Annotated in this window: 28 protein-coding genes; 14 read left to right on the forward strand and 14 right to left on the reverse strand. The window is 51.8% G+C overall.

All coding sequences use genetic code 11. The features are described from left to right. Positions 1-91: 91 nt before the first annotated feature. Positions 92-949 carry a LysR family transcriptional regulator gene (locus AB4124_RS07440; protein ID WP_430110352.1) on the forward strand — a complete coding sequence of 286 codons (858 nt, stop codon included), beginning with the start codon at positions 92-94 and terminating at the stop codon, positions 947-949. Between the two features lie 72 nt (positions 950-1,021). Here the strand turns inward: AB4124_RS07440 and AB4124_RS07445 are convergent, their stop codons facing one another. The 4 genes from AB4124_RS07445 to AB4124_RS07460 all read right to left on the reverse strand — a co-directional run bounded on the left by AB4124_RS07445 (position 1,022) and on the right by AB4124_RS07460 (position 4,710). Then, positions 1,022-1,846, reverse strand: a complete 825-nt coding sequence (locus AB4124_RS07445) for an alpha/beta fold hydrolase (protein WP_076322454.1) — start codon at positions 1,844-1,846, stop codon at positions 1,022-1,024. 17 nt (positions 1,847-1,863) lie between these two features. Further along, complete coding sequence (locus tag AB4124_RS07450; RefSeq protein ID WP_441972091.1) at positions 1,864-2,370, reverse strand: SRPBCC family protein; 507 nt, start codon at positions 2,368-2,370, stop codon at positions 1,864-1,866. Between the two features lie 76 nt (positions 2,371-2,446). Next, complete coding sequence (locus AB4124_RS07455) at positions 2,447-2,779, reverse strand: ArsR/SmtB family transcription factor (protein ID WP_441972093.1); 333 nt, start codon at positions 2,777-2,779, stop codon at positions 2,447-2,449. A 281-nt stretch (positions 2,780-3,060) separates the two neighbouring features. Beyond that, positions 3,061-4,710 carry a glutathione ABC transporter substrate-binding protein gene (locus AB4124_RS07460; protein WP_339269739.1) on the reverse strand — a complete coding sequence of 550 codons (1,650 nt, stop codon included), beginning with the start codon at positions 4,708-4,710 and terminating at the stop codon, positions 3,061-3,063. 160 nt (positions 4,711-4,870) lie between these two features. On the opposite strand from AB4124_RS07460, the gene nikC reads away from it, so the two are divergent. The 4 genes from nikC to AB4124_RS07480 all read left to right on the forward strand — a co-directional run bounded on the left by nikC (position 4,871) and on the right by AB4124_RS07480 (position 9,358). After that, the gene (gene nikC / locus AB4124_RS07465) at positions 4,871-5,767 is read left to right on the forward strand and encodes a nickel transporter permease (RefSeq protein ID WP_076322457.1); all 897 of its coding nucleotides are present in this window, start codon (positions 4,871-4,873) and stop codon (positions 5,765-5,767) included. A gap of 19 nt (positions 5,768-5,786) precedes the next feature. Further along, the gene (locus AB4124_RS07470; RefSeq protein ID WP_339269737.1) at positions 5,787-6,710 is read left to right on the forward strand and encodes an ABC transporter permease; all 924 of its coding nucleotides are present in this window, start codon (positions 5,787-5,789) and stop codon (positions 6,708-6,710) included. Between the two features lie 633 nt (positions 6,711-7,343). Continuing rightward, a complete protein-coding gene (locus AB4124_RS07475) occupies positions 7,344-8,357 on the forward strand; it encodes an ABC transporter ATP-binding protein (protein WP_441972096.1) in 1,014 nt (337 codons plus the stop codon). Further along, on the forward strand, positions 8,354-9,358 hold the full coding sequence (locus AB4124_RS07480) for an ABC transporter ATP-binding protein (protein ID WP_441972098.1): 1,005 nt from the start codon (positions 8,354-8,356) through the stop codon (positions 9,356-9,358). The genes AB4124_RS07475 and AB4124_RS07480 overlap by 4 nt, the downstream gene beginning before the upstream one ends. A 130-nt stretch (positions 9,359-9,488) precedes the next feature. Here AB4124_RS07480 and AB4124_RS07485 read toward each other — a convergent pair whose 3' ends face one another. From AB4124_RS07485 to AB4124_RS07505, 5 genes are all read right to left on the reverse strand, one after another. After that, positions 9,489-9,818 (reverse strand): FtsW/RodA/SpoVE family cell cycle protein, encoded by a 330-nt coding sequence (locus tag AB4124_RS07485; protein ID WP_441972100.1) that lies wholly within the window; start codon positions 9,816-9,818, stop codon positions 9,489-9,491. Next, on the reverse strand, positions 9,779-10,585 hold the full coding sequence (locus AB4124_RS07490) for an FtsW/RodA/SpoVE family cell cycle protein (RefSeq protein ID WP_441972102.1): 807 nt from the start codon (positions 10,583-10,585) through the stop codon (positions 9,779-9,781). The genes AB4124_RS07485 and AB4124_RS07490 overlap by 40 nt, the downstream gene beginning before the upstream one ends. A gap of 181 nt (positions 10,586-10,766) precedes the next feature. After that, entirely contained in the window at positions 10,767-12,089 is a 1,323-nt protein-coding gene (locus tag AB4124_RS07495) for an FtsW/RodA/SpoVE family cell cycle protein (RefSeq protein ID WP_441972104.1), read from the reverse strand. Position 12,090: 1 nt separating this feature from the next. Continuing rightward, the gene (locus AB4124_RS07500; protein WP_441972106.1) at positions 12,091-12,420 is read right to left on the reverse strand and encodes a PadR family transcriptional regulator; all 330 of its coding nucleotides are present in this window, start codon (positions 12,418-12,420) and stop codon (positions 12,091-12,093) included. A gap of 449 nt (positions 12,421-12,869) precedes the next feature. Continuing rightward, positions 12,870-13,406 (reverse strand): NAD(P)H-dependent oxidoreductase, encoded by a 537-nt coding sequence (locus AB4124_RS07505; protein ID WP_430204491.1) that lies wholly within the window; start codon positions 13,404-13,406, stop codon positions 12,870-12,872. Between the two features lie 164 nt (positions 13,407-13,570). Between AB4124_RS07505 and AB4124_RS07510 the strand changes: the two genes are divergently transcribed. From AB4124_RS07510 to AB4124_RS07540, 7 genes are all read left to right on the forward strand, one after another. Then, complete coding sequence (locus AB4124_RS07510) at positions 13,571-14,272, forward strand: dihydroorotate dehydrogenase electron transfer subunit (RefSeq protein WP_430110335.1); 702 nt, start codon at positions 13,571-13,573, stop codon at positions 14,270-14,272. Beyond that, the gene (locus AB4124_RS07515) at positions 14,253-15,185 is read left to right on the forward strand and encodes a dihydroorotate dehydrogenase (RefSeq protein WP_076322465.1); all 933 of its coding nucleotides are present in this window, start codon (positions 14,253-14,255) and stop codon (positions 15,183-15,185) included. Before AB4124_RS07510 ends, AB4124_RS07515 begins: the two co-directional genes overlap by 20 nt. A gap of 155 nt (positions 15,186-15,340) precedes the next feature. After that, complete coding sequence (locus tag AB4124_RS07520; RefSeq protein ID WP_441972109.1) at positions 15,341-16,249, forward strand: FMN-binding protein; 909 nt, start codon at positions 15,341-15,343, stop codon at positions 16,247-16,249. 49 nt (positions 16,250-16,298) lie between these two features. Further along, positions 16,299-18,182, forward strand: coding sequence for an FAD-dependent oxidoreductase (locus AB4124_RS07525; protein WP_076322467.1), 1,884 nt, complete (start codon positions 16,299-16,301; stop codon positions 18,180-18,182). Between the two features lie 119 nt (positions 18,183-18,301). Beyond that, on the forward strand, positions 18,302-18,739 hold the full coding sequence (locus AB4124_RS07530; RefSeq protein WP_098741555.1) for a hypothetical protein: 438 nt from the start codon (positions 18,302-18,304) through the stop codon (positions 18,737-18,739). A gap of 31 nt (positions 18,740-18,770) precedes the next feature. After that, positions 18,771-19,775: a polyprenyl synthetase family protein gene (locus tag AB4124_RS07535; RefSeq protein ID WP_441972112.1), complete on the forward strand. Its 1,005-nt coding sequence runs from the start codon at positions 18,771-18,773 to the stop codon at positions 19,773-19,775. Between the two features lie 589 nt (positions 19,776-20,364). Beyond that, a complete protein-coding gene (locus tag AB4124_RS07540) occupies positions 20,365-21,042 on the forward strand; it encodes a hypothetical protein (RefSeq protein ID WP_441972492.1) in 678 nt (225 codons plus the stop codon). Positions 21,043-21,100: 58 nt separating this feature from the next. Here the strand turns inward: AB4124_RS07540 and AB4124_RS07545 are convergent, their stop codons facing one another. Genes AB4124_RS07545 through AB4124_RS07565 form a run of 5 tightly spaced genes read right to left on the reverse strand, consistent with a single transcriptional unit; the run spans position 21,101 to position 24,536 of the window. Continuing rightward, a complete protein-coding gene (locus tag AB4124_RS07545) occupies positions 21,101-21,892 on the reverse strand; it encodes an energy-coupling factor transporter transmembrane component T family protein (protein ID WP_076322470.1) in 792 nt (263 codons plus the stop codon). Between the two features lie 36 nt (positions 21,893-21,928). Continuing rightward, a complete protein-coding gene (locus tag AB4124_RS07550; RefSeq protein ID WP_441972114.1) occupies positions 21,929-22,786 on the reverse strand; it encodes an ATP-binding cassette domain-containing protein in 858 nt (285 codons plus the stop codon). After that, the gene (locus AB4124_RS07555; protein ID WP_076322472.1) at positions 22,735-23,610 is read right to left on the reverse strand and encodes an energy-coupling factor transporter ATPase; all 876 of its coding nucleotides are present in this window, start codon (positions 23,608-23,610) and stop codon (positions 22,735-22,737) included. The genes AB4124_RS07550 and AB4124_RS07555 overlap by 52 nt, the downstream gene beginning before the upstream one ends. A gap of 16 nt (positions 23,611-23,626) precedes the next feature. Then, positions 23,627-24,172, reverse strand: a complete 546-nt coding sequence (locus tag AB4124_RS07560) for a Gx transporter family protein (RefSeq protein WP_098741549.1) — start codon at positions 24,170-24,172, stop codon at positions 23,627-23,629. After that, a complete protein-coding gene (locus tag AB4124_RS07565; RefSeq protein ID WP_076322474.1) occupies positions 24,156-24,536 on the reverse strand; it encodes a NusG domain II-containing protein in 381 nt (126 codons plus the stop codon). The genes AB4124_RS07560 and AB4124_RS07565 overlap by 17 nt, the downstream gene beginning before the upstream one ends. Before the next feature lie 159 nt (positions 24,537-24,695). Between AB4124_RS07565 and AB4124_RS07570 the strand changes: the two genes are divergently transcribed. Both AB4124_RS07570 and AB4124_RS07575 read left to right on the forward strand, forming a co-directional pair. After that, positions 24,696-25,760: an FAD:protein FMN transferase gene (locus tag AB4124_RS07570; protein ID WP_441972117.1), complete on the forward strand. Its 1,065-nt coding sequence runs from the start codon at positions 24,696-24,698 to the stop codon at positions 25,758-25,760. A 22-nt stretch (positions 25,761-25,782) separates the two neighbouring features. Continuing rightward, entirely contained in the window at positions 25,783-26,532 is a 750-nt protein-coding gene (locus tag AB4124_RS07575) for a Crp/Fnr family transcriptional regulator (protein ID WP_441972119.1), read from the forward strand. Positions 26,533-26,593: the final 61 nt, after the last annotated feature.

The following is a 26,593-nucleotide window of genomic DNA, read 5'->3' on the forward strand; positions in this document are numbered from 1 at the left end:
CCTCAGTTTATTCCGACCTTCATATCATGTAAAATAATTAAATAAGATTCGAGCCATAACTGTGAATGATGGATATAAGGAGGCTCCTAAGGTGGAGAGTGGGGATCTGAAAATATTCCAGGCTGTTGCCCGTGAAGGAAATATAACCAAGGCTGCCGCCAGCCTAGGTTACGTGCAATCGAACGTGACCGCTAGAATCCGGCAGCTTGAATCCGAGCTGAACACGCCTCTGTTCTATCGGCTCAGCCGCGGCGTTGCCTTAACTTCGGCCGGCTGTAATCTGCTCAAATATGCCGATCAGATTACGCGTTTGCTTGACGAAGCCGTGAAATCGACGCAATTCTCGGAAGAACCGTCGGGTCCGCTGCGGATCGGCTCATCGGAAACCACAGCCGCGGTACATCTACCCGGCATCATGCTGGATTATCATAGACGGTATCCTGACGTGAAATTGTCATTAATTACAGGCCATAGAGCTGACTTGATTCGAGCCCTGAACGAGTATGAACTGGACGGGGCGTTTATCAGCGGGCCTCTGGATTACCCAGACTTTGACGAAATCCGGGCCTTTGACGAGGAGCTTGTCCTCATCTCGGAACCGACGGAGGCTGCGCTTCACGATTTGCTCACCAAACCGCTGCTGTTCTTTGGCAAGGGCTGCTACCATCGTGAACGGTTGGAGCAATGGCTTCATGAAGAGAACGTGGGACCCATGAATATTATGGAGTTTGGTACGTTGGAAGCCATCATGGGCGGTGTGGCCGCCGGGCTGGGTATCTCGCTGCTAACGCGGTCTTCCGTTAAGGACTGGGTGGATGCCGGGAGATTGCAGGCTTTCCAAATCCCCGAGCGTTATCGCAGCTCCAAGGTCCATTTTGTATTCCGGCGCGACCTGTTTCGCACCAGCGCCTTTAATCATTTTATTGAGCCGTTTAAGAAGACCGAATAAATACTTCGACCGGAACGGGAACAAAGAAACCGTGGCCCTAAGGGTCACGGTTTCTTGATGAGAAAGGAACACTTATCTCGGTATTTGGTCTGCCGAAGGCTGCAGAAAACCCGACACCTCAGGAGCCAGCACTTCCGGCGCCATCACGACGGCAGAATGGTCCTGACCAGGCAGCATCCGGTGCTCGCACTGAGGGAGCAAGTCGACCAATGCGCTAGCGGCCCCATGGAACATGGACCCGCTGTTCTCGCCCGTCATCACCATGACCGGGACATCGACATCCCAGCGATCCGTTGGCAGCGGTTGACCGGATTGCGTGCTCCCCATAATCATGCCGTCATAGGCCAATGTATGCGCCATGCCCTCCATGACTTGCCAAGAAGGATCTGCCTTCATGAATTCGATATATTCCGCGGGGATCCCCAGCGCTGCTGTCATGAAATATTCTACGGCTTCGCTGCGTCGATTCTCGGCCATCAGTGCATTCAAATGCTGCACGTATTCTGTCGGTACGGGTTCGCGGCTATCGTCAATGATAAACGGCGGCTCATATAGAAACAGTTTTCTAACTTTGCTGCTTCCGAGTCTGCTCGCCGCATCCAGAGCCAGAACAGCGCCCGAAGAACTTCCGAATACATACGCGCTCCCGCCCGCCTCCTGAATAAGGGCATCGATATCTTCGACCTCACGTTCAACGGCATACGGAGCCGTATCCGCGCTACTGCCCCGTCCCCGCCGGTCATGATTGTAGACGGTGAATTGTTCAGACAGAAACTCCCCAAGACGCGTTGTATCGTTGTGATCCGAAGCTGCAGCAGCTACAAGGATAATAGCTGGACCAGTCCCTTTCTTTTCATAAAAAATTCGGGTACCGTCATTCGACATTGCATAACTCATGGTCATCTCTCCTTTTATTATCCTGTTATGTACAAGCTAATTTCATTCTCAAACCGTTCCAGCGTATCCGTGTATCCTTCTACCATTCCCATGCCTTCAGCAGTTTCCAGTTCCTCTGCACTCGCAAAATGGGTAATGATGCATAGCCTGGTCCCTTCCCCGGCCTCTTCAAACGTAACCGAAGTCAACATGTCGCTGCCTGCTACGGGGTTCCAGTTCGGATCCGTGAATGTGTCCGTATATACGAGCCTTGATAACTCCGTCACTTCGGAGTAGGTCGCCTTGCAAAAGGCTTCTTCCCCTTCTCCTGCCTTATCAGGAGCCAGCCTGTAGCGCCATACGCCACCCGGTCTGACATCCATCTCATATACCGTGGCATTCCAGTTCCTCGGCCCCCACCAGCGTTCAATGTGTTCCGGCTTAGTCCATCCCTGCCAGGACAGCTTCAGAGGGATGGTTACGATACGTTCCACGGTTAGCTTCCGCTGCTCCCGGTCTTTCTTGACAATGGTCGTCCTGCCCATGTGACTTCCTCCTGTTTGTGAAATCGGCTCTGCATGCAGAGCCGTATCTCCCTGTGGATCTAGCAAAAAAGTTGAATCAACTCCCCTTTCCGTTGAAGTCGCTCATATAGTCCTCGAACTTGTCGAGTCGCTCTTCCCACAATCGACTGAACGAATCGAACCAGACGTCCAGCTCCTGAAACGGCTGGGCTTCAAGACTATAAATGCGCTGCTGTGCGTTCTTACGGACTTTCACCAGCCCGGCCTCGCTCAGTATCCGCAGATGGCGGGATACTTGGGGCTGGCCGATTCCCAGAATCTCTACGATGTCGCTGACCGATCTCGACCCTTGCTTTAAAAGTTCAATGATGTTGAAGCGGTTCGGCTCCGAGATCGTGAACAGGGTTAATTGCATAGCTGAAGTATTCATGGTTTTAATATACATCAATTTGTATATACATGTCAACGTATATAATGATCTATTTTTTGATTCTTTTGACGTGATAAATGTGACATCACCTCAATTCTTTCCGCTCGCAAGCTGTATGATCATCTTGATGCCAACGAGCAAAGATAACGAACCATTGCTGTCAACCCTATCTCCTGTCCCAGCACTCGAACAACATCAAAAAAGAGACCCCCTCATAGGGGCCTCTTGATGTATATCTCTTATATCATGACGATTCAAAGCTATAAAGCTTTCAGACATCCTTATGGCTGAATGGACACTTGATGCAGCTGCATGATGCCGTTCGGATGCCGCCAGAAGCCCTCGACCTTGCTGCTGACACCGTTTAAATACTCCTGATGATGGATATACAGCATCGGCGCTAACTCAACCAGCTTCTCTTGCGCCTGTTTATAGATAAGCTTGCGTTGTTCAGGATCGTTCTCTTTACGCCCGGCATCCAGCAGTTTATCCAGTTCCGGATCCTTCGTGAAGGTACGGTTACCCGGCTCCCCTACATTCTTGGAATGGAATAACTCATACATGCCATAGTCGGCATCAGCCGTTACCGTGGACCAGCCGAGGATAAACATATCATGCTTGCCTTCTGCGGTTTGAGCCAGGTATGCGCCCCATTCGACCACTTCGATTTTGACTTCAACATTCAATTCCTTCAGCTTGGATTGTACGTATTCGGCGACCTTAATCCGTTCCGGATTATCATTGGTCCAGATGGTCGTTGAGAAGCCACCCTCGTATCCGGCCTCCTTCAACAGCTCTTTAGCTTTGTCGATGTTATGTTCGATCGGCTTAACGGTAGCATCATAGCCGTTCACGTCCGGTGCCAGCGGACCAACAGCAGGAATTCCGGTGCCTTCGTAGATGCCCGAGATGATTTCATCCTTATTGATGGCCATCGACAAGGCCTGCCGTACTCGCACATCGTTAAACGGCTTTTTGTCGTTGTTAAACCCGATATAAGACAAGCTCAGCGAAGCCTGACGGTTCAGAGACATGCCGTCAGTGCTCTCAATGCGGCTGATGCTGCTCGGCGACACCGGATCGATAATATGCGCATAGCCGGTTTCCAGCTCCGCGATCCGCGTTCCCTCTTCGCTTACGACTTTGAACGTGACCCGTTCAACCTTCGCTTTATCCCCCCAATAATCGGCATTCGCAACCAGCTTCACTTCCTGTCCGGGGTTCCAGCTCTCTAATTTGAACACGCCCGTGCCTACAGGGTTCTGTGCCAGATATGCGCCTCCCTTCTCGCCTGCCTTCACCTTCTCGTAATCCAGCTTGATGGCTTCGGCACTAATCATGCCCACCGCAGAATGGGCCAGATGGGCAAGCAGCGGCGAGAAAGCATACTCGGTCACAAGCTGCACCGTGTATTCGTCAACGACTTTAACCTCTTTAATCATGCCAACAAGCGACGCGCGTGGAGAAGCAACCTCCGGATCCTGCATACGATCAATGTTGGCTTTGACCACCTCTGCATTGAATGGAGAGCCGTCCGTAAACTTCACGCCTTGTCTCAGCTTGAACTCCCAGGTCAATTCATCGATCGCTTTCCAGCTCTCGGCGAGCCCCGGCTGAATATTCAGATCCTTATCATGAATCACCAATGTGTCATAAATATGCGTTGTCATTACGCTCGTTTGCTGGTCCGTCGACATATGAGGGTCCATGGATGGCGGATCAGAAAGCCAGGCAATCACAAGCTCATTTGCACCGGTATCGTCCGTTCCTTTGGGAGGATCCTTGGCCCCCGGCTCCGGAGCTGGCGTATTACTGCCGTTTGGCGGCGTTTCAGGGTTACTGCTCTTGCTTGGACTGCCGCACGCCGAGACTATTACGGTAAGCATGACCAGGATGCAGACAAGCCACTTTAATCTTCTATTACCTGTCATGTGAAACAAACTCCCCCTTCTCAATCAAAATAGGAAAATATTTTATACACAGTTAACATATATTTTACTATTTGATATTTATACCAGTAGAAGCCAGATTTACCTCACGTTTCTACGACACCAATGCTGACATCCAAACTTGGAGAAAGGATGATTTCACGTGCCTAACATGACCGCTGATGCCAGAACACATGAATCGCTACCTAGTGGTACCCGTCTCGTTCAATGGAAATCTTTCTACCACCGTCTGAAGAAGAACAAAGCGGCCTTATTCGGGGGGTATTTTCTCCTGCTGATGATTCTTGTCGCAATTTTCGGCCCCCTGCTCACCCAGTATGATCCGACCAAAGTGGATTATTCTACGAAACTGCTGAAGCCGTCCGCTGACCATTGGTTTGGTACGGACCACAACGGGCGAGATATTTTCACCAGGATTATCCACGGCATGCGTCTTACGCTCTCGGTCGGTTTTATCTCGGTCATCATCGGGGCAGCCTTTGGTGTCGTACTCGGAATCATATCCGGTTATTACGGAGGTAAATGGGATGCACTCATTATGAGAATGACCGATGTCATGCTGGCGTTTCCCGGCATTTTGCTGGCATTGGCGGTTGTCAGCGTTCTTGGAAAAAATCTGTTCAACGTGATTATCGCCGTCAGCATCTTCTCGATCCCCACCTTTGCCAGAGTCGTGCGCGGCTCGACGCTGGCCGTCCGCAAGCTCGAATATATTGATGCCATGCGTTCGCTGGGCGCGAGCGATGGACGAATCATCTTCGGGCATATTTTGCCGAATATCACATCCCCTATCATCGTGCAGGCTACGCTGCGGATCGCTGTTGCTATCCTGACCGCCAGTGGCTTGTCCTTCCTTGGTCTTGGCGCACAGCCGCCGACGCCGGAGTGGGGGGCCATGCTGAATGATGGGCGCAACTATATTATGGATCACCCCCATGTTGCCCTGTTCCCCGGCTTGTCGATCGTGTTCGTTGTTATCGCATTTAATCTGCTGGGTGACGGCTTGCGGGATGTCCTTGACCCGAAAATGAAAAAATAATGAAGGGAGCTGCCGGGCCATGCTCATCTATTCCATTCGAAGGCTAATTCAGACGATACCTGTTGTCATTGGTGTAACCATTGTCGTCTTCCTGCTGATGCACCTCATTCCGGGAGATGCGGCGCAGGTCATTATCGGGGAAGGGGCGCCCAAGGAGCAGGTGGAGAAGATCCGTGAGAACCTGGGATTAAACGATCCGCTGCCGCTTCAGTATTGGAATTACGTCAGTGGTTTACTGCAGGGAGATTTGGGAGATTCGATCCGCAGCAGCCGCCCCATCGCCGATGAAATATTCAAAAGCCGATTCTGGATCACCGTCGAGCTTGCCATATACTCTACGATCCTGGCTGTATTTCTCGGCATTCTGGCCGGCATCATCTCCGCCGTCAAAAAAAGCTCGCCCGCCGATATCGGCGTCATGTTCGTTGCCCTGTTCGGACTATCGATGCCGAATTTCTGGCTTGGGCTCATGCTGATCCAATATTTTGCCGTGGATCTAGGCTGGTTCCGTCCCTCCGGCTGGGGCACGTGGTCGCAAACCGTCCTTCCCGTGATCACGCTCGGGACAGGCGGCGCCGCGATCATTGCCAGAATGACCCGTTCCAGCATGCTGGAGGTCATCGGCCAGGATTACATCCGCACCGCTCAAGCCAAAGGCGTCCGAGAGCGTGTCATCATCTACCGACATGCCCTGAAAAATGCCATGATTCCCGTCATTACCGTCATCGGTCTGGAATTCGGTGGCCTGCTAGGCGGGGCGGTGCTGACCGAGTCCGTATTCGCCGTGAACGGCATGGGACGATACGTCATCGACTCGATCCGGGCAAGAGATTTCCCGGTCGTACAGGCAACCGTGCTTGTGCTCTCGATCATGTTCGTGCTTGTGAACCTGCTTGTGGACATCTCCTACCGATACTTCAACAAGCGCATTGATTTCGATTGATTGGTGAGTTTTAGAAGTGGAATTAGTGTGGGATTAGTGTGGTCAATAGTGTGAACTCTACATTGTGTGGCAAGCGTGTGGATTAGTATGATCTACAGTTTGGTTCAAGTGAACACACGATCCGCTATTTACCGAAAATCGAGCTATTTGGGAGCCCGTGCGGACACACGATCCGCTATTCACCGAAAATCGAGCTATTTGGGAGCCAATCCGGACACACAATCCGTTAATGTACCCAAAATCACGATTTTAGCCAACTATTTCTCGCAATAGCGGATCTCATGTCCTCGTACTTCCACTAACATGCAGAAAATAAAGTAATAGCGGAACTACAGTCCTCATACATCGCTAATCCAGACGAATCTAGCTGTTTTGGAGTACATGAAGACGGACGCACTCGATTTACTGAAAACAAGCTATTTTTGTGCCCATGCGGACGTAAGATCTGTAATTTACAGAAATCGAGCTGTTATTGAGACCTTAGGGTCGGAGAATTCACGGTTTTCTGCAAAACTGGCTAATTGGGAGTCACGAGGACATACGATCCGCTATTTACCGAAAATCGAGCTATTTGGGAGCCAATCCGGACACATGATTCCAAGACCAATTGAAAGCGAAGGGAGCTTAGACAAGATGGAACAGCACACATCAAGTTTGCTTACGATCAAGAACCTGCAAACCTCTTTTTTTACCGAACTGGGCGAAGTGAAAGCTGTGGATGATATCAGCCTTACCGTACGCAAGGGGAAGACGCTCGGCATCGTGGGCGAATCCGGTTCAGGCAAAAGCATACTGTCCCTCTCCATCCTGCGGCTGATCTTTCATCCGGGACGAATCGTCGGTGGCCAAATCCTATATAACGGTGTGAATCTGCTCGAACAATCGGACCGGCAGATGCGCAAAATAAGGGGCAATCAGATCTCGATGATCTTCCAGGAGCCGATGACATCGCTCAATCCGGTCTTCACCGTCGGCGATCAGATCGCGGAGGCCTACCAAATCCATGAGAATCTGAGCAAAAAACAAGCGATGGACAAAGCCGTCGAGATGTTGAAACTGGTCGGCATTCCTTCCCCGGAAAAAAGAGTCCGACAGTACCCCTTCCAGCTGTCCGGCGGTATGCGCCAACGTGTCATGATTGCCATGGCGCTGGCGTGCAATCCGGATCTGCTCATTGCAGACGAGCCGACCACAGCGCTTGACGTGACCATTCAGGCTCAAATTTTGGAGCTGATGAAGGAGCTGCAGCGGAAGCTGCAGATGTCGATTATTTTTATCACCCATGATCTGGGCATCGTTGCGGAAACCTGCGATGAGATAGCGGTCATGTACTGCGGAAAAGTGGTGGAGTATACCGATGTGCGCACCCTCTTCAAGCATCCGAAGCACCCCTACACCATCGGCCTGATGAACTCGCTGCCGCGGCATGATATCGATAAGGAAACGCTAGAGCCGATTAAAGGCTCTGTTCCAAGCCCATATGACCCACAGGAAGGCTGTCGCTTCGCCCCCCGCTGTCCCCATGCAGCCAAGCTGTGCTATGACAAACTGCCGGAGCTTCATGCGCTGGATGATAACCAACAAGTCAGGTGCTGGAAATACACCGATCAATGGGAGCTGGAAAGCGAGGTGAACGTTCTGTCATGAGCAAAGAGTTGTTAACCGTTAAAAACCTCAAGCAGTATTTCCCGATCAAGGGCGGCATCCTGGGCCGTGCCGTCAACGTCGTAAAAGCTGTGGATGATATTTCATTCTCCGTACATGAGGGAGAAACTGTCAGTATCGTGGGCGAATCCGGCTGCGGCAAATCAACCACGGGCCGGGCCATCCTGAGGCTGGACGAACCAACCGCTGGAGAGGTGGTGTTCGAAGGCACCGATCTACTTTCCCTAAATAAAGCGCAGATGAACCGAAGGCGTAAAGACCTGCAGATGATTTTTCAGGACCCCTATGCTTCGCTGAATCCTAGAAAAACAGCGCTGCAAGTCCTAGAAGAAGCGATGGACATTCAAAACGTCGTTCCCAAAAAGGATCGGCGGGGCCGGGCCATCGAACTTCTGGAAACGGTCGGCCTGGCCGCCTATCAAGCCAATCGGTACCCGCATGAATTCAGTGGCGGACAGCGGCAGCGGATCGGAATTGCTCGCGCCTTGTCCGTGAATCCCAAGCTGATCATCAGCGATGAAGCGGTCTCTGCGCTTGACGTGTCCATCCAGGCGCAAGTGCTCAATCTGATGAAATCACTGCAAACCGAATTCAAGCTGACCTATCTGTTCATCTCCCATGATCTTGGGGTCGTTCGGCATATTTCCGACCGGATTATCGTGATGTACCTGGGGACGATCGTGGAAATCGCGGATAAACATTCCCTCTTCCGGCGCCCGCAACATCCTTACACCCGCGCTCTGCTGTCGGCCATCCCGACGCTGGATCCCGAGCGCAAGAAGGAACGCATCATTCTCAAGGGAGATGTTCCGTCCCCGATCAACCCGCCTTCCGGCTGCCGGTTTCATACCCGCTGCATGTATACCACGGATTTCTGCCGGTCCGAGGCCCCGTTGCTTCGGGAAGTCGATGAGCGCAGAGGCCATCAGGCGGCCTGCCACTATATCGAAGAAATCGCATCCGGTGCGCTGGAGAAGGTGTAACTTATACGCCACCGAACCGGATAACGACACCTCTCTATAAACGAGAAAAAAGCGAGAATCAAGCTCTCGCTTTTTCTTTTGCAAAACTTTATCCTGCTAACCGGAATTGAAAGATGATCTTCAGCCTCAACTAGACCACCATCATAGGAGCCGCTTCTCCCACCTCGCTTGGAATCATGTTTTTACGTCTGTAAATGGAGAGGAGCAGGCCGACTGCTGCCATGTCCAGGATTTGGTTCATCCCGCTGTAAGAGAAGAAGGTTGGATCCAATGTAACCCTTGGAAGAATGCCGAGCCCCATGAGTAGCGGCCATAGCAGCCGAAATCCAAAAACAACGATGAGTAATGCAGCGATATACTTCGCATAAGAATCCCTGTGGACCGTAGAAATATTCCATATTCTAACGAGAAACAGCAGAATCAGTACGCCAACTCGATCCCGAACAACCAGCCGAAGCAATAGATGAGGTATGGAAACACGTTATCATAAAGGACATATGGGATCTTCGGTGTAGCTTGACCAAAACCTTGCCCAAACCAGCCTGCTGCTTGGATGGCATCTGCGTTATTCCCCATATACCACATTTCTTTGGCTGAAGGGTTCATAAATTCTCTCCACCGTAACAGTAAATGATCCGTCCGGGTGCAGAGGAAAATAGCTAATCCTGCAAATGGCAGCGTGGAAATCACAGCAAATTGTTTCATGCTTTTACTTGTTCTCCATGTCAAAACCAGGAACCCGATCACATAGATGTAGGTGTATATAATAGAGCTGCTTATGCTATAGAGAACCACAGGCAGTACTCCTCGATAGAGGATGTTCAATATCGTCTCCCACCGTCCCCATTGGCTGGCAGGCTTCATCCCTGCCAAAGCGAGCAGAAGCGGTATCAAGGAGAAAGTGATCATATTGACTCCAATGGGACCTATGTTGATATAGGCAGTTCTCCTATCGTGCAGTTGTCCATATACCAATGAAATGACCATTAGAATAACAATAAGGAAAAACACAGGGGCCGAGTATTTCTTTAGCTTTCGATAATCCAGAAAATAAAAACCTATCAGGAATAATACTCCGATTCCGAAGTAAAACAACTTCCTCTCGACTAGGCTAACGGAATACCTTTCATCCGCGTAATAAACACTCACCATGCCAACCAGTCCAATGATTAGGAACAGGGCCAGCATAACGAGCAGCTTCCAATCCAACTGAGGCCGATGAGCCAAATGCAGGCTTTTGGCTGGTGCTCAATCATACCTCGGATGAACATCCGTGATTTATTGAATCCCGTTCCACCCGAGCCAATCCGAAGAGAGTTATCTGGTCATCTATGAGAGTTAAAAACAGTAGGTGTTGTACGATAAGTCTGTTCGATAAAAATATAAGCTGCCTAGGTCGGCCATTCCGCTAAGCCACCTTCATCGGGGCCGCCTGCCCCACATCGCTTGGGATCATGTTTTTGCGTCTGTAGATGGAGAGGAGTAGGCCGACCATGGCAAAATCCAGCATGTTGTTGACGCCGCCATACGAGATAAAAGGAAAGTCCAGGCTGATAACGGGGACCATACCCAATCCCATAATGATCGGCATGAGCAGGCGCAGGCCCAACACAACGATGACACCTGTCACGATATTTTTCCCGTAGGAATCGTGAAGTACATTGGATATACTCCACACTCTGGCTAGGAACAAAAGAACGACCATTCCAACCACAATGCCAAACATCCAGCCGAAGCAATATATCAGATAGGGGTATATGGAGTCGCTATAAACGTACGGGATTCCCGGATTCGCTGCAGCAAAGCCTTGACCGAACCAACCGGCAGAAGAAACGGCATCCGCGATGACCCGCATGAAATAACCACCGTCCCCCTCACGGTCTGCGAGCCCCTCAAATCTCCACATGAGGTATATTCTTTTTGTAAACAAGATATAGGCCAATCCAATGAACGGCAGCAGCGTTAGCATCGCAAATTGTTTAATATTCCTTTTTGTCGTCCAGATCAGTACCAGGAATCCTAGCAAATAGATGAACATATATACCATCGAACCGCTCATACTGTATAGTACGATCGGCAGCACACCCCGATACAGGATGTGAAATACACTTTCCCATACCCCCCACTGAGTCGCAGGCTTCATGCCTGCCAAGGCGATAAGGAGAAGAAAAACAGATGCTACACCGAGCATCGGGATCATGATTGGACCGAAATCCAGGAATATCGTTAGTCCATTGACGTCAACACCCCGAATCAACGTAAGTCCCATCAGGCACAGCGTGATAAAAAACAATATCCCGGAGTATTTCTTAAGCTTTCTGTAGTCCAGGAAATAGAAACCAATGAGAAGGATCAACCCAATTCCGAAGAACCAAGCTTTTCTCTCAAAAAAGTCAGACACGAATTCTGTCCCCGCATAATCAATACTCAGTGCCCCGAACAATCCAATCATCGAGAGCAGGGCCAGCAGGACAAGCAGCTTCCAATCCAACTGAGGCCGATGAGCCAAATGAAGGCTTTTGCCGATATCTCCCGGATCCCCCATTTGTTTCACCGCTTCCTGCACCGCCGGCTCCTCCGCATTGCCCTCCAGCATCAGAAGCTCCGTCCGCTCCTCGATATGGCCGAGCAGCTCTTCGCGGATTTCCGGATGCATGGCTCTTGCGCGTACCTGCCTGCACACCCGGGTCAGGAAGTCTTGAACAACCTTGTATTCTTCAACCGGTCGCACGCTAGCTTCCCTCCTCGATGACCGTATCCACCGCCGTACGGAACTTGACCCACTCCTTGGTCTTCTCTTGGAGCTGCTCCCTGCCGCGCTCGGTAATCCGGTAATATTTCCGTTTGCGTCCATCATGCTGGCTCCAGGAGGAATCCAGCCAACCTTCCGCCTCCAGCGTGTGCAGAATCGGGTATAACGTGCCTTCCTTCATCAGGAACACCCCATCCGAGCTTTGCTCAATCTCCTTGATCAGCTCGTACCCGTACATTTCCCGCTTGTTCAACACGGTAAGCAATAATATGACGGTGCTGCCTTTCAGCAGCTCTTTGTTAATGCCCATTCCTCTATCACTCCAATACCTAGATAATCTATGTATCGTAAATCTATGTATATGAGTATAAAATATGCGTCTCCACAATGCAACGAATGTTTTCGAATTATCGGGCGATGCGTGCAATCAACAAATCGTAGCGCTCGTCGCACCTACCTTTCTATGAGAACAGCAGCGTAGCCTATAAACAGAAGCACAGCAGTCCCAGAGGAATTTCCCCTGATCGCTCGGAATATGCCGGAATCCACAGAAATTTTCCAGTACACCGAAAAGCCCGGCAGCTACTACCGCCAGGCTAATTTAACAGCAATTCAGTTTTTCTTTTCACGAATGGATAAACGAGCTTGAATCGTTCATGATTTCGCGTGGAACAACAGGCCTCTGGAAAACGGCCGAATTCGTGAATATTAATTCGAACCATCACTGGAGCAGCAGCTGCATGCTTTCAATAGCTACCCTTATCTGGATCTCACCGAACCCGTAACATGCAGAGCAAAATCCTCCGCATGACGCCGCAGCTCTTCATCCGTCAGCTGTATGGCATTATGAACGGTAAATACCGGCAAGTAAATCGCGCCTACCAGGCTGGCCGTCACCTCATAGGGCCGGGTTAGCTCTTCCACCGTGTAGCGGTTGTATCCTTCGCTGCCGTAGGCTTCCGCGGCCCCGCCAGTCGTAACGGCTAGGCCCCACTCTTTTCCCTGGAGCTTGTCACCGCCAGGGCCATACGCCCATCCAAAGGTCAGCACCTCGTCGAACCAATGCTTCAGAAGGGGTGGTGAACTGTACCACCAGAAAGGGAATTGAAATACGATGCGGTCATGCTGGAGCAGCAATTGATGTTCGGCCTCGATATCGATATGTCCATCCGGATAACGCTGATAGAGGTCATGCACCGTCACCTCATGATTATGTCTCACCGTCTCGGTTAGTTCGCGATTGATCCGTGATCCCTCATGCAGACCCGGATGTGCAACGATCACCAGTGTTCTCATGTATGATCCCCATCCTTTTTTGTCTCGTGTATGTATACAAAAGGTATCAAGCCCTGACAACGCCCGAATATGAGAAATGTCACAGGTAGCGTTATCGGTCTGTGATACTGTAGGCAAGGAACATAGCGGGCGGAAAAAGTACGCCAAGGGAGGAGAATGAGAACGTGGCCCTTGTTATTCAAAATGTCAGACTGGCCCATCGCATATATCGACTTACCGTTCAAGGCAGTTATTCGGCACGAATGGGACAGTTCTTCATGCTTCGCTGCTGGGATACCTATCCCGTGCTGTCACGACCGATCAGCGTCCATAACCTGACGGAGGACTCCGTTTCCTTTTTATATCGCGTGCAGGGAACCGGTACATGGCTGCTGTCGGCGCTTCAAGCGGGTGACAAGATTCAGCTGGAAGGACCTTTCGGGCAAGGATTCCCCAAGCCCCAAGGCCGGACGGCACTGGTAGGAGGCGGCATTGGTGTAGCCCCGCTGCTGCTGGCAGCTAAGGAAATACCCGAGGCCAACGTATATCTGGGATACACCAGCGTACCTTTCGGAGTCACCGGATTCCACGAGATCAGCCGCAATGTCACCGTCAAATCCGGCGGAACCATTGTAGATGCAGTGGACCCAAGCCGCTATGACACGATATTCGCATGCGGACCGGTTGGCATGATGCACAGTCTGGCCCAAAAAACGGAGAGTACTAACGCCAAGCTTCACGTCTCCATCGAGAAGCGAATGGGCTGCGGCATCGGGGCATGCAACAGCTGCACGTTAACCTCCGCTGGCGCAAGCCGCAAGGTATGCACCGACGGCCCCGTATTTCCGGCGAAGGAGGTGAACTGGAATGATCTCCATCGATTGTGAATTGGCGGGCGTCCCGCTGGCGAATCCGATTTTGGCGGCATCGGGCACGTTCGGATTCGGCAAACCGTATGCGGATCTGTATCCGCTTCGCAAGCTTGGAGGCATTGTCTCCAAGGGACTGACCCTGACTCCACGAATCGGCAATTCTGGAACAAGGCTTTACGAAACGCCATCCGGCATCATGAACAGCATTGGCCTTGAGAATCCGGGGATCCACGCTTTTCTGGAGCATGAATTATCCGAGATGACCTCACACGGGGCTGCAGTCATTGTCAATCTTGGCGGCGGCACCATACGGGAATATACGGAGGGCGCCGAGCTGCTTACCGAAGCCAGCCTCAAGTTACGGTCATCCGGCAAACGAGCTGTCGACATGATTGAGCTCAACATCTCCTGCCCCAACATCAAGGAAGGCGGGCTGGCCTTCGGCGTTGAGAATGAGCAGGCTCAAGAGGTGGTTCGCGCAGTCCGGAAAGCGACCACGCTGCCTCTGCTTGTTAAACTCTCTCCCGGTGCAAGGGATTTAAAGGAAATGGCCCGCATGTGTGAAGCTGAAGGCGCTGATGGTCTTTCGCTCATCAATACGATCCAAGCGATGGCGATTGATATACGGGAGCGACGAAGCGTATTTGACAGAGCCTACGCCGGGCTGTCCGGGCCGGCAATTAAACCGATCGCGCTCCGCATGGTCCATCAGGTGGCACGGTCGGTATCCATCCCGGTCGTTGGAATCGGCGGCATCAGCAGCGCCGAGGATATCCTCGAATTCATCATGGCAGGCGCCGCTGCTGTACAGATCGGGACCTACAATTTCATCAATTTGCGGGCCGGTGATACCCTGGCCGAAGAATTGATTGAATTGATGGAAAGCGAAGGCATCCATTCGCTGGATGACATTCGAGGCATTATCTGACCTATGATCCTTCATATAAATCAACAGGATCACCTCGAACATGAAGCACCGACACTATTTGTGATTTTTTTCACCGATAACTATTCTTTTTAAGAATAAAATGAACTCAAGAACAATATTTGTGAAGTAATTCACAAAATTAGGAGGAAACCAGAATGAAAAGGACACTCTCTCTATCCCTCTCCGTCATGTTGATGTTTGCGCTGCTTGTCGGCTGCGGAGGCAACGGTGACAATGAGCCGGTTAATACGGACAAACCAGCAGAGAGCCAAAACACGGATAACACAAGTAATGCGGAACAGCCTGCACAAGAAGGAACCCTGCAGGACGGCTTATATTACGCTGAAGGCGAGTTTGCCGAAGACTCCGGCTGGAAAGAACTCGTTGCGATTAAGGTCGAAGGCGGCAAGATCGTCAGCGCCAACTGGAACGGGCTTCATAAGGACGGCGGCTTGGACAAAAAGACATTTTCCGAAAAAGGCTTCTACGGTATGAAGGAAAAAGGCGGCGCTCAAGCAGAATGGCATGAGCAGGCAGCTAAAATGGAGGAATACCTGGTGGCTCAGCAGTCGGTTGAAGGCTTGGCCTTGAACGACGAAGGCCGCACGGATGCCGTATCCGGGGTATCGATCCATGTCAACGGATTTACAGAACTGGCAGCAAAAGCGCTGGCAGCGGGACCTGTTGAAGCAGGACCATACAAAGACGGCAGCTATCACGCAGAAGCGGCTGATTTCGACGCTAAGTCCGGCTGGAAAGAAACCGTCGACGTTACCGTTATTAACGGAAAGATCGCCACGGTCAGCTGGAACGGCATTCATAAAGATGGCGGTACCGATAAAGTTACCCGTTCCAAATCCGGTGAATACGGCATGAAGAACGGCGGAGCTCAATCCGAATGGCATGAACAGGCTTATCAAGCCGAGCAGTATTTGATTGAAAAGCAAGATCCGCAAGCAATCGTAACGGCTGAAGACGGCAAAACCGATGCCATCTCCGGTGTGTCGATCCACGTCAACGGATTGGTAGAGCTGGCAACGAAAGCGCTCGAAGGCGCCAAATAAGAACAAGTGTGATAGATATAAGACAACTATTCCTTGAGGGGAGATTCGCATGAAACAGATTATCGTGCTGGGCGGCGGATATGGCGGTATACTTACCGCCAAGAAGCTGGCTAAACGACTGCGCAAACAGAAAGATTTGCGGATAACACTCATCGACCGCAAGCCGTATCATACACTGCTGACCGAGCTGCATGAAGTGGCCGCGAATCGGGTCGAAGAAGATTCCATCAAAATCGATCTGAAAAAAGTGTTCTCCGGATTCCGCAATGTAGACGTGGTGCTGGATGAAATCGGCGGCATTGACTTTGACGGTCAAACGCTCCGTGGAGAGAAACAAACCTATAACTATGATTATCTGGTCATCGGAACAGGCAGCAAGCCGACCTTCTTCGGCATACCGGGCGCAGATCAACACGCCTTTACCTTGTGGTCGTATGATGATGCGGTCCGCTTGAAGGAACATACCCTGAATATGTTCCGAAAAGCAGTACTGGAGCGCGACCCGCAGGTCCGCAAAGAAATGCTGACCTTTGTCGTGGTCGGCGGTGGATTCACCGGGGTCGAAATGATCGGCGAGCTGGCCGAATTCACTCAACAATTATGCAAAGAGTTCTACGTCGATCCAAGCGAGGTTACACTTCATGTCGCCGACATGGTCGACAAGATCCTGCCGATCCTGCCCGAACCGTTAATCCGCAAAGCCGAGAAACGGCTGCGCAAAATGGATGTCAATATCATCACAGGCTCGAAGATTACAGAAGTTAAACCGGATGGCGTTACCGTCGGCGGCAATGACATCAAATCCCGTACGGTTATCTGGACCGCGGGGGTTGAGGGTTCCGACGTAGTTGGCAATATGGATGTCGAGCAAAAAGGCCGCAAGCGTATTTTGACCAACGACAAGCTTCAAGTTCCTGCCCATCCGAACGTTTATGTCGTCGGGGACAATATTTTCTACATTCCTGAGGGCGCGGCTGCACCCGTACCTCAAATGGTAGAAAATGCGGAACTCGCAGCCCCAGTCATCGCACATAACATTGTGGCTGAACTATTGAACAAACCGATGAAATCCTACAAACCGACGTTCCACGGAACGATGGTCTGTATCGGCAGCCGCTACGGAGTAGCTAACGTGGGTGTTCCTGGCCACATGTTCAGGCTCAGCGGCTTCATGGCTATGCTGGTCAAACATATGATCAATATGCTCTATCTGTTCCAGGTTTGCGGCTTCAACAAGGTATACCATTACCTGCTGCATGAATTCTTCCATGTTCGGAACAATCGCAGCTTCGTGGGGGGACATTTTGCCAAACGGTCTCCGAATTTCTGGCTCGTTCCGCTGCGGATTTTTGCCGGATGGATGTGGCTCTCTCAGGGATGGGATAAAATCCACAAGATTATTGAGGATCCGAATAAGGTGTTCCTTATTCCTGCCAAAGCAGCCGATGGCGTAAGCGCAGCGTCTGCTGCCGGCGCCGATGCTGCCGGAGCAGCCGGAGCTGGAGCGGCTGATGCGGTCTCCGCCGCCTCCGCTTATACCGCAGAAGCGGTCTCCGCCCTGCCGGTTCCGGGTTTCATGAAATCCATTGTCGATTGGTCGATGGACCTGATGTTTTACACCGGCGACGGCGGCTATACTTCGCTCGCCTATGTGTTTCAGACCTCGATGGTCCTGGCTGAGCTGATCGTCGGCATCCTGCTGATCGTCGGATTGTTCACGGCACCTGCAGCCGTAGCCAGCGTTGCCATGGGCGCGATGGTTTGGGTATCAGGTATGGCACCTAACGAAATGCTGTGGTATCTGGCAGCTGGGATCGCCTTAATCGGCGGATCGGGCAGCACGTTCGGACTTGACTACTATGTATATCCTTGGCTGAAGAAGGTATGGAAACGAATTCCGATCGTAAGGCGATGGTACGTGTATACGGACTAATCCTTCACCATTCGAGAGAATCGGCTTGTCTTATCATGCTTGCCGATTCGGTTCATAGGCCGTTCTGCCGTCATTCACACTCTTAATCAACACGAGCCTTCCGGAAGGAGTCAATAACGATGGATATGAAGCTATTACAGGATACGATCGACCTGCTTCGGTCGCATATCGATTCCGGAACGGATATCGATTGGATGGAGATGGATAACAGGCCGGTGAGGGACATTGCCGATATGCTCAACGCTTATGAACTGGCCTATTCCCGGAAAATGACGGTGCTGGCATGCTGCATCCTGATTCATTCCGCTCTAAGCAAGCACGGCAAGCTGCAGGCACAGGACAACGAGAGATTGACGCGCATGCTGCTGGACGGCGATTATTTAACCGGGCTTATGTACCGGATTGCCGTCAAACGGAAGGAGTGGAAGCTGCTGTCCCGGCTTCTCCCCTTTCATAAACGCATGCAGCTGAATCTAATGAAGAACGTTTCACCCGAAATCCTGCTTAAAGAGCTGAAGCGCGAAATCCGCAGCTATCTGGAGCAACGGAGCGCGTAAGGAGCCATCTGGGAAAGGAGCGATGATGCAAATGAACATTCATAACCAAATGGGAGTGGATCTCGCTTCCTTCGACAACCTGCTCCGGGAGGTGGTCACCTCAGACCGTGACCTCACTCCTCCCTCTGTTGTGCTGAGCAGCGTCATAGATCTCATTGACGCCGGCGGCAAGCGGCTGCGTCCGCTCATGGTCGTGCTCGGCAGCCGTTTCGGGGAAAGCGGGCATGATCCAGCCGTAATGAAAACCGCCGTGCTGCTTGAATATTTACACATGGCCTCGCTGGTACACGATGACATCATCGATCAATCCGATATGCGGCGAGGGCTACCGACCCTGCATGAAACCACGGATGTCCAGACGGCCGTGCATATCGGCAATTACATGATTGCCCGTGCCATCGAATGGGCCGCAGGTAATCCGAATGACGAGTCAGACAGGAGTAGTGATGGCGTCTCCGAGGAGGATGCTTACCGGTTAGCCGAACTTTCGGCTCTGGTAACCGAGCTCTGTATGGGAGAATACGATCAGCTGCACCACCGCTTTAACTATGAACTGACGCTGGAGCAGTATTTAGAGAAAACGCGCTGCAAAACCGCCCTGCTGATGGCCCACTGCCTGAAAGCGGGCGCGGAAGCAGCCAAAGCGGATGCGAGAACCGCTGAACGGCTGTTTCAATTCGGGGAGTCGCTCGGCATGGCATTTCAAATCCGGGATGACCTGCTCGATTTCACGAAGCCCAAGGAGGCCATCGGCAAGCCGGCTGGCGCAGACCTGCGAAACGGCAACATCACGCTGCCGGTGATTTACGCCCTCAACGATCCAGCCCTTGCACCTGGAATCAGACAGCTTGGCCCCCACTCTGTGGCGGCTGACATGGATGAAGTCATCCACCGCATTGCCGCTAGCAGCGCCATTGAGCAAAGCGAGGCGCTTGCCCGATCGTATGCGGAACAGGCTCAGCGAATGATCGGCGACTTTACGGATCATCCGGCCCAGCATGATTTGCAGATCCTGCTCCATTATTTTCTGCCCTAAAGACATGAATCCATATACTCAAAATGAACAGGGATGCATCCATGATGGATGCATCCCTGTTCGATTATGAAAGGATATTGCAGAACATGTCCTGTATGCGGAAAAGCTTGCAGGCCGATCTGACAGAAAAAGCGACTACCTGCTGAATCCCGATACGCCTCTTTCGCATATGTCCAGCATGAAGGGAATCCGGCAGTCCGTGGATCAGGCCTACCAGGGGATCGAGCCGACGAATACGCCGATGCCGATGCATTAATGCGGATGACAGAAAACATCGTTCCTTCACGGCAACGGTGTTTTCTTATAGTTTCATTCTCTACAAGCTGTATTGTGAAACCTACAAAAAAAGATAGGCCAAATATCCAATTCACATATTCAATTGCCATATTATAACTTTATGTTTGACATGATTCTCATCTATGATTTGACTGGGTAAATCATCCGTGGATGATATACATAAAGATACGGATCAGCGACAAGATTCAAATGTAGAGGAGACTAATCGAAGAGTGATGTGTACAGCGGCGATTGGTACAATGGACAAAGATCCGGCACAGGCAAATACATATCGGACAGGCTTCCCGAGGACATGAGAATCATATACGAAGGTAAATGGAAGAACGACCGACCCGATGGAAGTGGAGTTCGCAAGGAGAGTAACCCTGATCTTGAATTTTATGTAATCTCGAAGGGCATTTTCAAGGATCATGACTTGCTGTCGGGTCATGCCGTGATGCAATCCCTGGACTCCCTTTGGTTTGAATATCGGGATGGGAACACCTTCTTGGCTTTTTCCGTATCGGATCGAGAGCAGGCGAATGAACTGATGCATTCCAAATTGGCTCACGGCCACATTCAACACCTGATTTATTACAAAAGGGAAAAGTCTAAACCCGGCTACAAAGGGTTCGCATATGCAAGCGCGATGGAGGATCACGGTAGTTCCATCAGCGAAGGCGTATATCGCATGGATAACTATGAGATGATGGAGCTCTATACTGGAGTGAATCAACGTTTCGAGGATGAAGAATACTATAGAGTAGAGAATTACAAGAACGGAAAATTCGTTACCGCAAAAGACATGACGGAGAATGGACGGTTTGCTGGGATCGTTCAAGGGAAAATCAATAACAATAAACATGTCTTGCAGCCCTATCTGGGTGAATTCTCAAAACTATTAACAGACATTGGAAACGAATCAGAGCCAACAAGCTGCAGCAACTCGTCCACGAGTGTTTGTGAGGCGTTCCCTATAAAATTCGAGTAAAATAACCGCAGTCAGTCCGTAAAGATTGACTGCGGTTTTCTTTCCTTCAAGCCCCAAACTACAGCAGCGCGGCTGCGGCCACAGGAAGCAGGAACAATGCAACAAACAGCGTGTCTGCCCGCTTCCATACAGAGGCCCTGAATCTGCTTCGCGGCGCACCCAGCCGGTAGCCTCTGGCTTCCATGGAATCGGCAAGCCCGATGGCGCGCCGGAACGCGCCCGTCGTAACAGGCACCAGCAGGGCAATAATCAGCCGCGCCTTCTCCTTCAGCGACCGCGACGACAGGTCCAGTCCCCTGGACTGCTGTGCCTTCCACAGCCGCTCCGCTTCTTCGAAAATGGTCGGAATAAACCGGAGGGCAATGCCGAGCATCAGCACCAGCCGATCGGTCGGCACGCCGATATAGGTCAGGGGCCGCAGAAGGCTGCCGAGCCCCTGGGCCAGCTGCTCTGGCTGGGTCGTGAAGGTCAGCACCGCCGCCAACATGATGAAGAGCGCCATCCGTGATGCGGACACGATGCCTTTTTCCAATCCGCCGGTATACACCTTGAACGCGCCCACATCTAGCAGTTTCCCGCCTCCCGCGTCATAGAGAAGATGAAATACCAGGATGAACAATATTAGGAACATCAGCGGCTTCATGGCTCTAATGAAATAACGGTACGGGATTCTCGTAGCCCGGATCACCGCCGCAGTGAACAGCAGCAGCGCGAGCACCCCCATATATCCGTCTACCAGGAACACGGCTACCATAAAGAGCGGCATGGCAGCCGTCTTGGCACGCGGATCCAGACGGTGAACCCATGAATCACCTTCCATATATCGGCCCAGGATAATTTTTCGCTTCATCCATGCTTCCTCCTTTCGCCTCTGTTTCGCCCTGCCCTATATTTCAAGCTGGCTTGCGTACCAATCCGCCAGCGCCGCCGCATCCGGTGGCATCTCCGGAGGCTGTACTCCAAGCTGAGCTGCCAACTTGCCCGCCATCCGCACGGACGACGGAGCCATCAGTCCCGCCTGCTCCAGCACCTCCTGCCGGTGTACCAACTCTTTGGCAGTTCCTTGAAATACGACGCTGCCATCTTTAATTACAACGAACTCGTCCGCGTAGGCCACGACTTCTTCCAGCCGGTGGGTGACGATGAGAACCGTCTTGCCTTGGGTCCTCGTTAATCCATGCAGCCGCCCCATCAAATCCTCACGGCTGGCAGGGTCGAGGGAGGCCGTAGGCTCATCCAAAGCCAAAATGTCGGGGTCAGCCGCCAATACGGCAGCCACGGCCGCTTTTCGCATCTGGCCCGAGCTTAACTTGAATGGACTCTGCGCCAGCAGCTCCTCGTCTAATCCGACGAAGGAAGCCGCTCTGCGGACCGCCTCGGCAGCTTCGGCTGGACTCCGCCCGAAGTTAAGCGGCCCGAACAGCAGATCTTTCTCCACCGTCTCTTCAAACAACTGCTGCTCCGGGTATTGGAACACCAGGCCGACGCGCTGCCGCAGACCGGCAGGGACTTTCTTGCTGTCACCCGATTCAAGGCGGAAATCCAATATGCGAATCAAGCCCTCATCTGCCCGTATCAATCCGTTCATATGCTGGAGAAGCGTTGATTTTCCCGAACCCGGCGCACCGAGGACGGCAATCATTCCGCCTTCCTCCAGCTCCAGATTAAGACCGTCGAGTCCAAGAATAGGGTTCATCCCCCGGTCCCGGTAGCGGTAAGAAACCTCTTCGAATGATATGACCATAACGCCTCCAGCACCTCCTTCTCCCTAACCAGCTCACCGATATCAATCCCCCGCGCCTTCAGCTCCCTGCATAGCTGGAGGGCAAAAGGAACCTTTAGCCTGCAACGCTGGAGCAGCTCTTCCTGCAGCAGCAGCTCCCTTGGACTTCCGTCTGCCGTGACCATTCCGCCATCCAACACGATCATCCGGTCTGCTTCGGCCATCTCCTCTACGTCATGGGTGATGGAGATGATGGTATATCGGCCTTCGGCATGCATGGTTCGCATGAAACCCAGCAGCTCATTCTTAGCCTTCTCATCCAGCATGGAAGCTGCCTCGTCCAAGACAATGATAGAAGGCTCCATCGCCAGCACGGCAGCAATGGCAGCGCGCTGCTTCTGTCCACCGGACAAAGTAGCCGGATGGCGGTGGAGCAGATGGACGATATCCAGCCGCTCCGCATAGGTCCGAATCCGCTGCAGCATCTCTTCCCGGCTCAGACACAGATTTTCCAGGCCAAACGCAATATCATCCTCTACGGTAAGGCCAACAAACTGATCGTCAGGATTGGCAAACACCATGCCAATATGACGGCGAATTTCACCCAACGTACGGCCGTTCAATTCCAGCCCATCAATAAGAATCCGTCCCCGACTCATGAGGAGAAGTCCGTTTAACAGGCGAATCAGCGTGGACTTGCCTGCCCCGTTCCTTCCGGCGATGCATACCCATTGCCCATGGGGGATCGCCAGCGAGACGTCTTTGAGCACGTTCGTACAGCCCTGTCCGTAATATACATGCTTGAGTTGGACCGCGTGCTCTGACTTATCGGTTATGTCCACCATGCCTAACGCCTCCTCCTTAACTTTCCGTGTGAAACATGCCAAACGGATCGATACGTCGCAGGGATTCGATCAGATGTTTTGCAGCCCATCCCACAAAGATCCCCGTCACGACACCCGCCCCGAGCAAAAATGGCAAGTAATAATAAATTTTGGTTGTTCCCAATACCAGCGAAGCTGCCGTTAATTGGCCAATATTATGAGCAATGCCACCTGCGATGCTCACGCCGGTTAAACTGAAATTATGGCCCCCGAGCCTAAGCATGACATACATCACCAAAAAACTCGCCAGCGCGCCGAACATACTGAACAGAAAGGTCGAAAAGCTTCCCAGTATAAAGGCAGTCAGCAATGTCTTTAAAACAATAAGCCACAGGGCATCTCTGCCCCCTAGGCAGACTAGACAGGTCAGCACCAAAATATTGCCAAGTCCCAGCTTGGCACCGGGTATCGTGACCGCAAATGGAATCAGGGCTTCCACAATGCCAAGCACCACCGATAAGGAAGCGCAGATGGCGATTACGACCAGCTTGCGGAGTGCATGGGGATCAGGAGACAACGGCATCCGGCTCACTTCCTTCAACTTGATCTCCAGTCACTTCTACAAACACCCGATTGGGCAAACATACTATGGTGCCATGAACATCGTGAACGTGACCGAACCCAATGCAGAGCTGATCCGGACAATCCGACTCCACCATCTCGATCCCCTCGCGGGAGACCCTCAAGAGGTTATATCCCCGTTCTGTCCGGATTTCTATATCTCGGGGCTCTTCCGTAAGCGCCACCGTATCATAATGCTTTCCATTCACCTCGATCATGGCATAGTTTCCCTGCGCCGCTCCGTCTTCTCCCATAAACTTGGATATTCCAAACCAGGCGACAACCACTATCAGCACGAGCGCTATTCCAATATCTCCGCGTTTCATCAGCATCTCTCCACTTCGCTTTGCTTATCTTCATTATCAGGGCTGCACCAAGTGCCAGAAATGATTTTTCTCACATTCAGCAAGGGAAGGGTCTGATACGCTGAGATCATCGGAACTCGATTGAGAACAGCACCAGAACTGAAAAGAGGAGGCACTGTCATGTATAGGAAGCTTCTTTCCTACAGCAGCCTGTTGATCATGCTCACCCTGTTGATGACGGGATCGATTGGCTGCACAACCACAGCAGATCAGAAGGTAGCCGCCAGCAACGAACCGGCAACCGAACGTTACTTTATATTCGATACCATTGTAAGTCTCCGCGTTTACGATGAACGGATGACGTCCCAGCATTTCGATGAGGTAGGCGCACTGCTGGATCGGATCGACCAACGCATGAACCGGCAACTGGCGGACAGCGAGATTGATCGGGTCAATCAAGCGGCGGGCAAGTCCGAAGTGAGCGTATCCGAGGAAACCTTCAAGGTTGTCCAAACCGCCATCGATTATGCGGCGGCTTCCGGCGGACATTTCGAACCGACCGTAGGCCCGCTTGTAGACCTCTGGGGCATTGGCGGTGAACACCCCGCTGTGCCGGAAGAGGATGAGCTGGATGCTGCCATGAAGCGAATGAACTACAAGGATGTCATTTTGAATCCTGCATCCCATGCCATTCTGCTGAAGAAAGAAGGAATGTCGCTGGATCTGGGGGCCATCGCCAAAGGATATGCAGCGGACGTCATCGCGGATTATTTGCAGCAGCAGGATTTTCATTCGGCCATCATCGATCTTGGGGGCAATATCCTTGCCATGGGCTCGAAACCCAACGGTTCACCGTGGAATATCGGCATCCAGGATCCCGGAGAAAAGCGTGGGCGGCATCTGGGAACACTGAAGGTCGTCAATAAGACAATCGTAACCTCCGGCGTGTACGAGCGCTTCTTCGAAGCAGAAGGGAAGGTGTATCACCATATTCTGAGCCCCTTCACTGGTTATCCGGTCGATAATGACCTGCTCAGCGTAACGATTGTGACCGACACGTCCATGGACGCCGACGCCATGTCAACTTCCGTCTTCTCGCTTGGACTAACGGAAGGACGGCAGTTCGTCGAGAGCCGCGACGATGCCGAAGCCATTTTTGTCACCACCGATCATCAAATCTATCTCACCTCAGGTCTGACCCATGCATTTAAGCTGACCAATGACGATTATCAGCTTGCCGAATAAACTTATGGAAGGAGAAGATCGTATGAAACAGAATCGAGCTGCAAGGTCCGAAACATGGAATGGAGGGTTGTTTCCAGCGGGTACTTCCTCTGTCTATTCACAACCGCATCTCGCTCTGATCAGGGAGATGGCTGAGCCTGTCCGTTTGTTTGCCGGCGATTATCTATACCAGGAGAATGATCCTGCGGATCGGCTGTACTTTGTAAACCGTGGAAGCTTAAAGGTATCCAAGCTGCTGGAAGACGGATTGTCGGCCACCTTATCGCTTCACATCCCCGGCGATCTGTTCGGTGAACCCGATCCGTTCGGACGAGCTGTTCATCAATTCGAAGCCAAAGCCTTGGAGGATAGTGAGGTCGGAATTGTGCCACAGGCCGAACTGGATAAAGTCATCCGCACCAACGGGGACTTTGCCGTGGAATATATGGGCTGGATGGCACTCATGCAGCGCACCGCGCAGAGCAAATTACGCGACCTTCTGCTGCATGGTAAATCTGGCGCTCTGTGCTCACTGCTGCTGCGACTGTACAATATGTACGGAACGAGTGAGACAATCAAGGATGGACGATCTATCATTGGCAAGCGGATTACGAATTTGGAAATGGCGGAGATGATTGGCTCCACCCGTGAAAGCGTTAACCGGATATTGAACGAGCTTAAGGATCAAGGCGTGATTTCTACCGAACGGGGACGCATCGTTCTGAATGATCCCGACTATTTGCGGAATATTTGCCACTGCGAGGACTGCCCCAAAGAGATTTGCAGAATGTAACGGACGAAAGAAAACAGAAACCTCTCAAGAAGAAACGGAGGCGCTTAAGCATCCCTTTCAT

The sequence above is a fragment of the Paenibacillus sp. 2KB_20 genome (assembly GCF_052115765.1).
GTDB lineage: Bacteria > Bacillota > Bacilli > Paenibacillales > Paenibacillaceae > Paenibacillus_AQ.